Source organism: Kitasatospora sp. NPDC054939 (assembly GCF_053610105.1).
The window spans coordinates 20,006-33,140 of sequence record NZ_JBSGXP010000042.1; the positions used below are offsets into that span (position 1 = coordinate 20,006).

Sequence of the window (13,135 nt, forward strand, 5' to 3'; positions counted from 1 at the left end):
AGGACCACTGAGATGCAGTTCGGACGCACCTACGAAGAGTTCGAGGTCGGCGCGGTCTACAAGCACTGGCCCGGCAAGACGGTCACCGAGTACGACGACCACCTCTTCTGTCTGCTCACCATGAACCACCACCCCCTCCACATGGACACCAACTATGCGGAGAAGACGACCGACTTCGGCAAGAACGTCGTCGTGGGCAACTACATCTACTCGCTGCTCCTCGGCATGTCCGTCCCGGACGTCTCCGGCAAGGCGATCGCCAACCTGGAGATCGAGTCCCTGCGGCACATCGCGCCGACCTTCCACGGCGACACGATCTACGGCGAGACCACCGTGCTCGACAAGTGGCCGTCCAAGTCCAAGGACGACCGCGGCATCGTGTACGTCGAGACCAAGGGCTACAAGCAGGACGGCACGGTCGTCTGCATCTTCCGCCGCAAGGTGATGGTGCCGACCGTGACCTACACCGAGGCGCGCGGCGGCGAGCAGCCCGGCCGCCCCGAGCCGCTGGCGTAGTCCTCCCGGACCCCGGACGGGAGGGCCGCCGTCATCGGCCCGGCCCCGAACCGGTTACGGGGGCTCCACGGAGCCACGCCCGTGGAGCCCCCGCCACTCCTCGCCCGAAGCACACTGCACCGCCCCGGCACCACCGCACCGCATCACCACCGCCGTACCACCGCACCGCCCCGGCACCACCGCACCACTCCAGCACCACCGCATCACCCCCGCCCCACCGCACGCCCCCCGCACGCCCCCCACCCTCACACTCTTCTCGACCACAGGAGCCGCACGATGGGACGCCTCGCACAGACCGACGGCCTCACCGAGATCCAGCGGGACATCCTCGCCACCGTGCGGGATTTCGTCGACAAGGAGATCATCCCGGTCGCGACCGAGCTGGAGCACAAGGACGAGTACCCGACCGCCATCGTCGAGGGGATGAAGCAGCTCGGCCTCTTCGGCCTGACCATCCCCGAGGAGTTCGGCGGCCTCGGCGAGTCGCTGCTCACCTACGCCCTGGTGGTCGAGGAGATCGCCCGCGGCTGGATGTCCGTCTCCGGCATCGTCAACACCCACTTCATCGTCGCGCACATGATCAACGCGCACGGCACCCAGGAGCAGAAGGAGTACTTCCTGCCCCGGATGGCGGCCGGCGAGATCCGCGGCGCCTTCTCGATGTCCGAGCCGGGCCTGGGCTCCGATGTCGCGGCGATCTCCACCAAGGGCGTCAAGGACGGCGAGTTCTACGTCCTCAACGGCCAGAAGATGTGGCTGACCAACGGCGGCACCTCCACCCTGGTCGCGGTCCTCTGCAAGACCGACGAGGGCGGCTCCAGCCCGTACAAGAACATGACCACCTTCCTGATCGAGAAGACGGCCGGCTTCGGGCCGAACCCGACCGTCCCCGGCCTCACCGTGCCCGGGAAGATCGAGAAGATGGGCTACAAGGGCGTCGACACCACCGAGCTGGTGCTCCAGGACGTCCGCATCCCGGCCGACCGCATCCTGGGCGGGGTCCCCGGCCGCGGCTTCTACCAGATGATGGACGGCGTCGAGGTCGGCCGCGTCAACGTCGCCGCCCGCGGCTGCGGCGTCGCCCGCCGCGCCTTCGAGCTGGGCATCTCCTACGCCCAGCAGCGCTCCACCTTCGGCAAGAAGATCGCCGAGCACCAGGCGATCCAGTTCAAGCTCGCCGAGATGGCCACCAAGGTCGAGGCCGCCCACCAGATGATGGTGATGGCCGCCCGCAAGAAGGACAGCGGCGAGCGCAACGACCTCGAAGCGGGCATGGCCAAGTACCTCGCCTCCGAGTACTGCAAGGAGGTCGTCGAGGACGCGTTCCGCATCCACGGCGGCTACGGCTTCTCCAAGGAGTACGAGATCGAGCGCCTCTACCGCGAGGCCCCGATGCTGCTCATCGGTGAAGGTACTGCGGAGATCCAGAAGATGATCGTCGGACGCCGGCTGCTGGAGGAGTACCGCATCGCGGAGTGACCTCCCCGGCGGGGCGGCCCCGACGACGGCGGAACACGGGTTCCGACCGCCGGGGCGCCCGGCGGCGACGACCCGGTGACGGCCGGTCGACGGGCGTGCGGGCCCGTCCCGGCGCTGCGCCGTGCCGCATCGGTCCCGGCCTGGTCCGCCGGTCTCCGGGCACGGCTTCGCAAGAAACGGCCGTAGGGCGCGTAACACTGGCTATGCGCCCTACGGCCGCTTCCACACGCCCCTGGCGGCACCGTTTTGGGCCGACACGCCCGCTTCCACCCGCTGAGACAAGAGTCACCCACCTTGTCCGGACCCTTGGGAACCGGACGGGGCCGAGCTACGGTCGTATACACAGGAGGTACGACGCAGCCTCCCGCAGGACACATGAACGAGCAGGCGGGTTGCCCACCCACCGTGTGCTCCCGATAGCATCCACCGGGACAGCAGCCGTCCCGATTTCACTCGATCCCCGCGGTGGCCCCCGTCCAGCGGCCATGATCCCCCGCGACAAAGGTCTTCGATGCCCATCAGCCCGTCCCCTCACTCCTCCGTCACGGACCGCGATGCCCTCGCCGCTCCGACGGCCGGCCGGCGACCCCGCGTGACCATCGCGCGCGGAGCCACCCCCTGGTTCGTCCCCACCCTCGCCACGGCCGCCCTCACCACCGCCCTCACCCGGCGCAACGGTGCATGGGCGCTCGCGGCGGTGCCGGCGTGCGCGCTCAGCGCGGGCATGCTGTGGTTCTTCCGCGACCCCGAGCGTGAGATCGGCACGGGCAGAGTCATCTCCCCCGCCGACGGCGTGGTGCAGAGCATCGACGCCTGGCCGGACGGCCGCACCCGGGTGGCGATCTTCATGAGCCCGCTCAACGTGCACGTCAACCGGGCGCCCCTGCCCGGCACGGTGACGTCCGTCGAGCACGTCGCGGGCGGCTTCGTCCCCGCGTTCAACAAGGACAGCGACCAGAACGAGCGGGTCGTCTGGCACTTCGACACCGAGCTCGGCGACATCGAGATGGTGCAGATCGCGGGGGCCGTGGCCCGCCGCATCGTGCCGTACGTGGACGCCGGTACCAAGGTCGAGCAGGGCGATCGGATCGGTCTGATCCGCTTCGGCTCCCGGGTCGACACCTACCTGCCGGCCGGCGTCGAGGTCGGCGTCGAGGTCGGCCAGAAGACCACTGCCGGGGTGACGCGCCTTGACCGTGACTGATCCTGAGACGATCGTCGGCCTGGACGACGAGGAGACGGCCCTGCGCCGCCGCCGCTGGGCGCGCGACCGCGAGCTCCGTGCGCCGCGTTCGCCCCAGCACCTGTCGACCGCCGACTTCCTCACCCTGGGCAACGCCGTCTGCGGCTTCCTGGCGATCTACTCGATCACCACCGGGGTGCTCGTCCCGCACATCACCAACCCGGACGCCGCGCCGGACAAGCACAGCGCCGCCACCGCGGTGACGCTGCTGCTGATCGGCTCGATGTGCGACCTCTTCGACGGCCTGGTGGCGCGCAAGCTGCGCTCCTCGGCCCTCGGGGCGGAGCTCGACAACCTCGCCGACCTGATCAGCTTCGGTATCGCGCCGGCCTACTTCGTCGCGGTCTGGGGCATGGTCTCGCCGGGCTCCAACAGCCGGCTCTCGGCGCTGATCGCGCTGACCGTCCTGCTCGCGGTGGTGCTGCGGCTCGCCCGCTTCTCCGCCGTGAAGATGCGGCCCGGGGTGTTCCAGGGCATGCCCTGCCCGATGGGCGCGATGACGGTGATCGCCATCGTGCTGCTCGACCCGCCGTTCCTGCCCGGTCTGCTCGCCATCTTCGGCGCCGCGTACCTGATGGTCAGCCGGATCGAGTACCCCAAGCCGCAGGGTCTGCTGGCCACCGCGACGCTCTGCTGGATCGTCGTCTCGATCGGCTGCCTCGCCGCCTGGGCGACCGGCCTGCCGGGCGGGGACACCCTGCTGCACGTCGGCGCCTTCGCCCAGATCGCGCTGGCCGCGATGGCCCCGCTGCTGGTCATCCGGCGCAAGGTCGGCCAGAAGGTCGGCGACGTCCGCGCCCGCCGCGCGGAGTCCCGGCTCGGCTGATCCGCCGGACACCGACCGGACGCCACCGGGCACCCGCCCGGAGCACGTACGCCAAGGGCCCGGCCCCCTCCACGGGGGCCGGGCCCTTGCGCATGTCCTGCCACGGCTCCGTCCGGCGCCGGGAGGGCGGCTACGCGCCGCCGTGGTGCACGCTGAACGCCGAGCGGCGGGCCGCCCGGGCCACGCCCGGGTCCGGGTGGACCCCGGAGACCGCCGTCAGCACCGAGGCCGCCCGCGGGTGCCCCGACTGCCGGGCCCGCGCGAACAGCCGCACCGGGTCGCCCGCCGAGGCGCCCTCGACGTGGCCGACCAGCAGCTCCGTGCGGCCGTGGTCGAGCACCGCGGCCGCGGTGTCCACCCAGAGCCAGGCGGCGTCCTCCGCGCCCAGTACGTCGGCCGGGGAGACGCCCTCCTCGTCCGACTGCTCGGCCAGCCACAGCAGCGCGTAGGGGCGCAGCACGGGCTCGTCCACGGCGCCCCGCACGGCCTGCTCGGCGGTGCCGCCGGCGACCCGCAGCGCCTCGAAGGCGAGGCCGCGGACCAGGGCGTCCTCGCCGAGGGCGGCCTCCAGCAGTTCGGCCACGGCGCGATCGACCGGGCGGGCGGCCACCCAGGCGCGGAACTCGGCCCGGGCCGGGCCCGGCGAGTAGTCGGCGCAGGCGCCGAGCAGTTCCAGGGCGCTCTGCTCGATGTGGCCGGCGGCGGTCTGCGCGACGGTGCAGATCTCCTCCAGCTTGGCGCGCACCGCCCAGTGGCCGAGCGGGGAGAGCTCGGCGGCCTCGTCCCGGCGGACCAGCGCGCCGACGGCGGCCAGGCCGTCCAGCATCCAGTCCAGGACGGCGGCCACGTCGGCGGGCGCGGCGGGCACGTCGATCTGCGGCTCGCGGCAGGTGCCGCGGACCGCGGAGACGGCGGAGGCGGCGTGCGGTACCGGCGACAGCACGGTGGCCCCGGTGCCGGCGCCGACCCGGCGCTCGTCCAGGCCGCGGCGCAGCAGCTCCAGCAGTTCGCTCTCGGCCACCGGGCCGTCCACCAGGTGCAGGAAGGAGAGCAGCTGGGGCGCCTGGTCGACGGCCTGCCCGGCGAGCACCGCGAAGACGCCGCGCAGGGCGGCGGGCGGGACCGGGGCGAGCAGCGTCCAGGAGTCGAACAGCGCCGACCAGCCGCGGATGACGGCCTCGTCGTCGTGCTCCCAGGCATGCAGGCGCCAGCCGGGGGCGGCGCCGCCGTCGCGGGCCTCGACCAGGCCGGTCAGCAGGGCCTGGCCCCAGGCGTTGGCGGCGGCGCCCACCGTCATGGCGAGCGCGCGGCCGGCCGCGCGGGCGTCGTCGGGGAGCAGCTCGCCGCGCTTGTCGACCTCGCCCAGCTCGCCGGCCCAGCGGGCGATGCGGACGGCGTCGACCAGCATCCGGCGGGCCAGCGGGGCGAGCTCGGCGGGGGCCGGGAAGCCCGCGGGCACGGGGACCCGGCCGCGGCCGGGGGCGGGTGCCGGGCCGCGGCGGCGGGGTACGGCGGGGGCGCCCGGCCCGGGGCCGGCGAGGCGGTGGGCCGTTCCGGGGAGACGGGTCACCGTCGCACCGGTACCGATCGTCGGCGGGAGCTGGGCATCACGGTCGCGCGGGTTCCGAGACGTCACGTCGAGCAGTCTTCCCCTTGTACCGGCCTTCTGTCACATCCGGTTCGCTCCCGTCTCCGCCCGCGGTCGGGCAGGGGCGCGCAAGATCGGGCAACAGCGGCAAACCGCCTGGCCTGAACTGTCTGGCGCGCACACGCCAGGCCGGCGGCGCCGGGGCCCGCGGCGGGCGGTCGGGCGGCGTCAGAGCAGCGGGGTGAGCCAGCGGCGCAGGTACTCGGTGTAGCGGTCGGGGTCGGCGTTCCAGAGCGCGGCGTGGTCGGCGCCGGGGAAGGACTGCAGGCTGACCAGGTCGGTGCGGGCGTCCGCCAGCCGGGCGGCGGCCCGCCAGGGCGCCACCGGGTCGTCGGGGCTGTGCAGCACCAGGGTCGGCACCCGGAGGTCGGCGCCGCTGCCGAGCCGCGCGAAGTCGGCCAGGTCCACCCCGGTACGGCCTTCGGCGGCGAGCGCGCCCAGTTCGGCGAGCGGGGCGCTGAGGCCCGAGCGCACCCCGCCGCGCCGGGCGGAGGTGGGCCAGTCCAGCACCGGCGAGTCCAGCACCAGGCCGCTCACGGCGGGGGCCCAGGCGGAGCGGGCCGCCGTCTGCAGGACCATCGTGGCGCCGAGCGACCAGCCGTACAGGACGACCCGGCCGGCGCCGCTGTCGAGGGCCAGCCGGACCGCCGCCTCGACGTCGCGCCACTCGGTCTCGCCGAAGTGGCCGAGGCCGTCGGGCGAGGCGGGGGCCCCGGCGTCGCCCCGGTAGGTCACGGCGAGCGCGGGCAGGTTGAGCCGGTGCAGCAGCGGCAGCACGGGGAGGGTCTGGCGGCGGTCGGCGCCGGGGCCGTGCACCAGGATCACCCAGGTCCCGCGCAGGCCGGGCAGCCGCCAGGCGGGCAGCCGGCCGAGTTCGCCGTCGGCGCTGGTGTCGGCGTGTTCGAGGCCGAGCGCGGTGGTGGGGTCGCCGAGGAAGACCCGCGGGGTGAAGCGGACCTCGGTGCCGGTCGTCAGGGTGCCCCGGTCGGCGCGCTCCAGCCGGCGGGTGACGCCGTACAGGTCGCGGTAGAGGACGTCGCCGACCACCGCGTGGCCCGCCGCGTCGCCGCCGGACTCCCGGCCCCACTCGACGGCCCAGCGGCCGGGGCGGCTGCTCTCGGGGGTGTCGGTGAAGGTGGCGCGGCCGGCGCCGAGGGACTTCACCACCGTGGGCCCGGTCGGCGCGGCCGGTCCGCCGGCGCCCGGGCGCACCAGCCGGTCGGAGGCCCGACGGCCGATCACCAGCACGGCCGCGCCGGTGCCGACGACGGCTGCCGCCACGGCGGCTGCGGTTCCCCAACGCATATCGCTCCCCGCTCTGTTGATCGCGGATCGGGCGGACCGGGCTGCGTCCGCCGGACTGGGCACTGCCCGACCAGTCCACGCGCGGACGCCCGGGGCGGCCACCGGACAGAGCCGTCCGGGGCACCCGCGGGACGCGGCACGACGAGGGGAAGCAGCGCGGGGCGCGGCGCGGCAGCGGAGAGCGGCAGGGAAGAGGGGCAGCGGAGAACGGCGGGGACCGCAGCGGGGAGCGGGGCCTCAGACCGGGATGTCGGTGCGGTGCTGCGCCAGCAGCTGCCAGAAGCGGTCCAGCGGCGGGACGGGCTCCGCCCGGGTGGGCGAGGCGGCCGCGGAGCCCCAGCCGCCGGTCCAGTGCGAGGTGGCCTGGTGCTCGTTCTGCAGGGCCGTCAGCACGGCGCCCAGCGCGGTGTCGTCCACCGGGACGATCCGGCCGACCGGTCGCAGCTGCGCCTGCCAGCGGCCGTCCACGCAGGCCCGCAGCCGCCGCTCCAGCTCCTCGCGGCGGCCGGTCACCGCGACGAGTTCGCGCAGGGTCAGTCCGAGGACGTGCGCGAGCTCGTAGGTCTGCTCCTCGTCGCCGTCCCAGCGTCCGCCGGCCTCGGCCTCGCGGTACACCCGCTCGGGGATGCCGATGCGGCGGGCCGCGCCCTCCGCGCTGAGCTCGCGGGCGACCCGGAAGTCGCGCAGCGAGGCGGGCCGCACGCCCATCAGCTGGGCGGGCGGGCACCACAGGGCGCGGGCGAGGGCGATGAACTCCTCCTCGGTGGGGCGCAGCTCGCCGCTCTCCCAGCCGAGGACGTGCGCGGGCAGCAGCCGGACGCCGTGGGCGGCCATGCCCTCGGCGACCTGGTCGGGGGTCAGGCCGAGGCCGGCGCGGTGCGCCCGGGCGGCTGCGGGCGAGAAGGGAACCGGGGGCGGGGCGGCCGGCTGTCTGCGTCGCATGGCCCCGACGGTAGGTGGCTACCCGGGAGGACCCCACCCGCCGAACGCACGAAGCGCGGACGGGTCCGCCTGCGGGGCACTGGACGATCGCACAGCCTGTCATGCCCCTGCGCGGACCATGATCGGAGACAGCTACGGGGCAGTCGGCCTGCGGAGCCGCGCACCGCACGCCCGCCCTCCGCGCGCACGGCCGGTGCACCGGGGGCGCACCGGGGACGTGACCGGGTGTGACCAAACCCTCCGTGGCCTTGGTTGACTCCCGGTTCGGGCCCGTGATGGGATCCTTCAGCCATCACGGAGGCATGCAGAGGAAGCCGGTGCGAGTCCGGCGCGGTCCCGCCACTGTCACCGGGGAGCACGTCCGGAACACGCCACGGCGCGCCGTCAGAAGCCGCTGGAAGGCCCGGATGCGCGTCCGACCCGGGAGCCAGGAGACTCTCGCCCCCGGTACGTCGATCCAGGGCGCGGACCCTGAGTGAGGACACGCACGCGATGCAGGCTGCCCCGCCCCGTCGAGCCCCCGGTTGCCCGCCGCCGTGCGCCCGCTGACCCGCGCCGCCGCCTTCGCGCTGGGCGCCGTCGCGGGCCACCTCGCCGACGCCCGCTTCGCCGACCCGCGCCGCGGCCACCCGGTGGCCGTCTTCGGCAGTGCGGCCGACCGGCTGGAACGGCGGCTCTGGCGCGACGACCGACTGACCGGTGCGGCGTACACGGCGCTCTGCGTGGGCACCGTCGCGGCCGGGGCGGTGGCCGTCGAACGCGCGGTCGGCCGGCGCCCGCTGGGCCGGGCCGCACTGGCCGCCGCGGCGACCTGGACGGTGCTCGGCGGCACCTCGCTGACCCGGGAGGCCCGGACGATCGGCCGGTCCCTGGCGGCGGGCGACCTGGCGGCGGCCCGGGAGCGGCTGCCGCACCTGTGCGGGCGCGATCCGAGTGCGCTGGACGAGCAGCAGGTGGCCCGGGCGGTGGTCGAGTCGGTCGCCGAGAACACCGCCGACGCCGTCGTGAACGCCCTGGTCTGGGGCGCGCTCGCGGGCACCCCGGGGCTGTTGGCCTTCCGCGCCGTCAACACGCTGGACGCGATGGTGGGCCACCGCTCGCCCCGCCACCTCCGGTTCGGCTGGGCCTCGGCGCGGCTGGACGACGTGGCGGGCTGGCCGGGCGCCCGGCTGACCGCCCTGCTGACGGTCGCCGCCGCGCCCGAGCCCCGGACGGCCTGGCGGGTCTGGCGCCGTGACGGTTCGGCCCACCCCAGCCCGAACGCGGGCCAGGCCGAGTCGGCGTTCGCCGGGGCGGTCGGGGTGCGGCTGGGCGGCACCCTGGCGTACGGCACAAGGGTGGAGCACCGGCCGGTGCTGGGCGCGGAGCTGCGTCCGGTCGCGGTGGACGACATCGAGCGGGCCTGCCGGCTGTCACGCCGGGTGGGGCTGCTCGCGCTGGGTACGACGGTCGTCGGGCACGTACTGGTCCGGACGGCCCTGGGCAGGACGAAGAAGAAGAAGGGGAGCGCATGAGCGGGGCGCTGCTGGTCGCCGGGACGACCTCGGACGCCGGGAAGAGCGTGGTCACCGCGGGCATCTGCCGCTGGTTGGCCCGGCAGGGCGTCTCGGTGGCGCCCTTCAAGGCGCAGAACATGTCGCTGAACTCCTTCGTCACCGCGGACGGCGCCGAGATCGGCCGCGCGCAGGCGATGCAGGCGCAGGCGGCGCAGGTGGCGCCCGAGGCGGCGATGAACCCGGTGCTGCTGAAGCCGGGCGCCGACGGCCGCAGCCAGGTGGTGCTGCTCGGCCGGCCGGTCGCCGAGGTCGGGGCGCTGGACTACCGCGAGCGCAAGCCCGTCCTGCTGGAACGGGCGCTGGAGTGCCTGGCCGACCTGCGCCGCCGCTTCGACGTGGTGGTGTGCGAGGGCGCGGGCTCGCCCGCCGAGATCAACCTGCGCGACCGGGACATCGCCAACATGGGCCTGGCCACCGCCGCCGGGCTGCCGGTCGTGGTGGTCGGCGACATCGACCGCGGCGGGGTGTTCGCCGCGATGTACGGGACGCTGGCGCTGCTGTCGGCGGAGGACCAGCGGCACGTGGCCGGCTGGTTCGTCAACAAGTTCCGCGGCGACGCCCGGCTGCTCGCCCCCGGCCTGGACATGCTGCACCGGCTGACCGGGCGTCCGGTGCTGGGCACCCTGCCGATGCTGCCGAACCTGTGGCTGGACGCCGAGGACTCGCTCGACCTGTCCACCGTGGTGGACCGCACGGACGGCCGGGGCCCGCTCGGCGCGGACGTGCTGCGGGTGGCCGTGGTGCGCTTCCCCCGGCTGTCCAACTTCACCGACGTGGACGCGCTCGCCCAGGAGCCGGGCGTCCTGGTCCGCTGGGCGACCCGGCCGGAGGAGCTGGCCGACGCCGACCTCGTGGTGCTGCCCGGCACCCGGGCCACCGTGGCGGACCTCGCCTGGCTGCGCGCCCGCGGACTGGAGCCGGCCCTGCGGGCGCGCGCCGCGGCCGGGCTGCCGGTGCTGGGCGTCTGCGGCGGCTACCAGATGCTGTCCCACGAGATCGTCGACGACGTGGAGTCGAAGGCGGGCGCCGTGCCGGGCCTCGGGCTGCTGCCGACCCGGGTGCGGTTCGGCGCCGAGAAGGTGCTCGCCCGGCCGGTCGGCACGGCGTACGGGCACCGGGTCGAGGGCTACGAGATCCACCACGGCGTGGTGGCGGTGGAGGGCGGCGAGGCGTTCGTCTCCGACGAGCACGGGCGCGGCCTGGAGGGCTGCCGGGCGGGGTCCGTCCGGGGCACCACCTGGCACGGCGTCCTGGAGAACGACGGGTTCCGCCGGGAGCTGCTGCGCGAGGTCGCGCGGGAGGCCGGGCGGGCGTTCGTCCCGGCGCCGGACACCTCCTTCGCCGAGGCGCGCGAGGCCCGGCTCGACCGGCTCGGCGACCTGATCGCCGAGCACGCGGACACCGACGCACTGTGGAAGCTGATCGAGGGCGGGGTGCCGGCGGCTGGAGCGCTGCCGTTTCTGCCGCCCGGGGCCCCCTTGGAGAATCATGAGTGACGTCCGCTACCCGTTCACCGCGATCGTCGGCATGGCCGACCTGCGGCTCGGGCTGCTGCTGAACGCCGTCTCCCCGGCCGTCGGCGGCGTCCTGGTGCGCGGCGAGAAGGGCACCGCCAAGTCGACCATGGTGCGGGCGCTGGCCGGGCTGCTGCCGTCCATCGCCACCGTCGACGGCTGCCGCTTCGCCTGCGACCCGGCCGCCCCGGACCCGCAGTGCCCCGACGGCGAGCACCCGGGCGCCGCCGGCGAGCACCGCCCGGCCCACCTGGTCGAACTGCCGGTCGGCGTCTCCGAGGACCGCATCGTCGGCTCGCTGGACCTCGAACGGGCGCTCGCCGAGGGCGTCAAGGCGTACGAGCCGGGCCTGCTGGCGAAGGCGCACCGCGGCGTCCTCTACATCGACGAGGTCAACCTGCTGCAGGACCACGTGGTGGACCTGCTGCTCGACGCCGCCGCGATGGGCCGCTCCTACGTGGAGCGCGAGGGCGTCTCGGTGCGGCACGCGGCCCGCTTCCTGCTGGTCGGCACGATGAACCCGGAGGAGGGCGAGCTGCGCCCGCAGTTGCTCGACCGCTTCGGGCTGACCGTGGAGATCGCCGCCACCCGGGAGCCGGTCGAGCGGGCCGAGGTGGTCCGCCGCCGGCTCGCCTACGACGCCGATCCGGCCGGCTTCGCCGCGCGCTTCGGCGCCGACGAGCGGCAGCTCGCCGAGCGGATCACCGCCGCCCGCGCGCTGCTGCCGGAGGTCGAGCTGACCGACCCGGCGCTGCGCCGGATCACCGCCGTCTGCGCGGCCTTCGAGGTGGACGGGCTGCGCGCCGACATCGTGATGGCCCGGACGGCGGTCGCCCTGGCCGCCTGGGCGGGGCGCACCGAGGTGCTGGAGGAGGACGTCCGCAAGGCCGCCCAGCTGGCCCTGCCGCACCGCCGTCGGCGCAACCCCTTCGACGCGCCCGGGCTGGACGAGGAGCTCCTCGACCGGACCCTGGCAGAGCAGGCCGAGGCGGAGCGGGCCGAGGCGGAGCAGGAGCCCGGTCCCGGGCCTGAGGACGACGACCCGGAGCCCGGCGGCGACGGCCCCGACGACGGCCCCGACGGCGGCCCGGACGGCCCCGACGGCGGCGGCGCCCCCGATCCGGCCGACGGACCGGCCGGCCCCGACGGCTCCGCCGCGGCCGACGGACCCGCTGCCGAGGCCCCCGCCGCCGAACCCGACGGGCCCGCCCCCGAACTACCCGTCCCGGCCCGCCCGCCGGGCCCGGCCCGCGAGTCGGCGCCGGTCGCGGCCGGCGACCCGTACCGGACGAAGCTGCTCAAGGTGCCCGGCACCGGCCGCGGCGCGCAGGGCCGGCGCTCCCCCGCCGAGACCGACGGCGGGCACACCGTCCGGGCCCGCCGCCCGCAGGGCCGGCTGACCCGCCTGCACCTGCCCGCCACCCTGCAGGCCGCCGCGCCGCACCAGGCGGCCCGCGGGCGCAGCGGCCGGGCGCTGGAGCTGCGCTCCGACGACTTCCGCGAACAGGTCCGCCGGGGACGCGAGTCCAACCTGGTGCTGTTCGTGGTGGACGCCTCCGGGTCGATGGCGGCCCGGCAGCGGATGAGCGCGGTCAAGGGCGCGGTGCTGTCCCTGCTGATGGACGCCTACCAGCGGCGCGACAAGGTCGGGCTGGTCACCTTCCGGGGCGGGGGCGCCGAGCTGGCGCTGCCGCCGACCTCCTCGGTGGAGGTGGGGGCGGCCCGGCTGGAGTCGCTGCCGACCGGCGGCCGGACCCCGCTGGCGGCCGGGCTGCTGCGCGCCCACGAGGTGCTGCGGGTGGAGCGGATGCGCGATCCGCACCGCCGTCCGCTGCTGGTCGTGGTGACCGACGGCCGGGCGACCGGCGCGCGGGACGCGGTGGCGCAGGCCGACCGGGCGGCCGGGCTGCTCGCCGCGCAGGGCGTGGCGGGCGTGGTGCTGGACTGCGAGGCGGGCCCGGTGCGGCTGGGCCTGGCCCGCCGGCTGGCGGCCCGGCTCGGCTCCCCCGCCGTCACCCTGGACGAGCTGCGCGCCGAGGGCGTGGCAGCGCTGGTCCGCGAGACTCGTTCCTCCTCGTCCCCGACCGCACGAAAGGCGGCCTGACC

10 protein-coding genes and 1 riboswitch are annotated in these 13,135 nt (G+C 75.5%); of the genes, 7 read left to right on the forward strand and 3 right to left on the reverse strand.

The features are described 5' to 3' along the window. Positions 1–12 precede the first annotated feature (12 nt). The 4 genes from ACWGB8_RS14770 (at position 13) to ACWGB8_RS14785 (ending at position 4,064) form a co-directional block, all read left to right on the forward strand. Positions 13–516 (forward strand): MaoC family dehydratase, encoded by a 504-nt coding sequence (locus tag ACWGB8_RS14770; protein WP_452213649.1) that lies wholly within the window; start codon positions 13–15, stop codon positions 514–516. 276 nt (positions 517–792) lie between these two features. Next, positions 793–1,995, forward strand: a complete 1,203-nt coding sequence (locus ACWGB8_RS14775) for an acyl-CoA dehydrogenase family protein (protein ID WP_452213650.1) — start codon at positions 793–795, stop codon at positions 1,993–1,995. A gap of 511 nt (positions 1,996–2,506) precedes the next feature. Further along, positions 2,507–3,199: a phosphatidylserine decarboxylase gene (locus tag ACWGB8_RS14780; protein WP_452213652.1), complete on the forward strand. Its 693-nt coding sequence runs from the start codon at positions 2,507–2,509 to the stop codon at positions 3,197–3,199. Then, complete coding sequence (locus ACWGB8_RS14785; protein ID WP_452213654.1) at positions 3,186–4,064, forward strand: CDP-alcohol phosphatidyltransferase family protein; 879 nt, start codon at positions 3,186–3,188, stop codon at positions 4,062–4,064. The genes ACWGB8_RS14780 and ACWGB8_RS14785 overlap by 14 nt, the downstream gene beginning before the upstream one ends. A 130-nt stretch (positions 4,065–4,194) precedes the next feature. Here the strand turns inward: ACWGB8_RS14785 and ACWGB8_RS14790 are convergent, their stop codons facing one another. The 3 genes from ACWGB8_RS14790 to ACWGB8_RS14800 all read right to left on the reverse strand — a co-directional run bounded on the left by ACWGB8_RS14790 (position 4,195) and on the right by ACWGB8_RS14800 (position 7,959). Then, positions 4,195–5,700, reverse strand: a complete 1,506-nt coding sequence (locus tag ACWGB8_RS14790; RefSeq protein WP_452213656.1) for a hypothetical protein — start codon at positions 5,698–5,700, stop codon at positions 4,195–4,197. A 180-nt stretch (positions 5,701–5,880) separates the two neighbouring features. After that, the gene (locus ACWGB8_RS14795; RefSeq protein WP_452213657.1) at positions 5,881–7,017 is read right to left on the reverse strand and encodes an alpha/beta hydrolase family protein; all 1,137 of its coding nucleotides are present in this window, start codon (positions 7,015–7,017) and stop codon (positions 5,881–5,883) included. A 237-nt stretch (positions 7,018–7,254) separates the two neighbouring features. Further along, entirely contained in the window at positions 7,255–7,959 is a 705-nt protein-coding gene (locus tag ACWGB8_RS14800; RefSeq protein ID WP_452213659.1) for a helix-turn-helix domain-containing protein, read from the reverse strand. Between the two features lie 279 nt (positions 7,960–8,238). Further along, positions 8,239–8,399: riboswitch (cobalamin riboswitch) on the forward strand. 96 nt (positions 8,400–8,495) lie between these two features. Here ACWGB8_RS14800 and ACWGB8_RS14805 point away from each other — a divergent pair. The 3 genes from ACWGB8_RS14805 to ACWGB8_RS14815 are packed head-to-tail and all read left to right on the forward strand — an operon-like array spanning position 8,496 to position 13,133. Beyond that, positions 8,496–9,473, forward strand: coding sequence for a cobalamin biosynthesis protein (locus ACWGB8_RS14805; RefSeq protein WP_452213661.1), 978 nt, complete (start codon positions 8,496–8,498; stop codon positions 9,471–9,473). After that, complete coding sequence (locus tag ACWGB8_RS14810; RefSeq protein ID WP_452213663.1) at positions 9,470–11,011, forward strand: cobyric acid synthase; 1,542 nt, start codon at positions 9,470–9,472, stop codon at positions 11,009–11,011. Before ACWGB8_RS14805 ends, ACWGB8_RS14810 begins: the two co-directional genes overlap by 4 nt. After that, positions 11,004–13,133, forward strand: a complete 2,130-nt coding sequence (locus ACWGB8_RS14815) for a putative cobaltochelatase (protein ID WP_452213665.1) — start codon at positions 11,004–11,006, stop codon at positions 13,131–13,133. The genes ACWGB8_RS14810 and ACWGB8_RS14815 overlap by 8 nt, the downstream gene beginning before the upstream one ends. Positions 13,134–13,135: the final 2 nt, after the last annotated feature.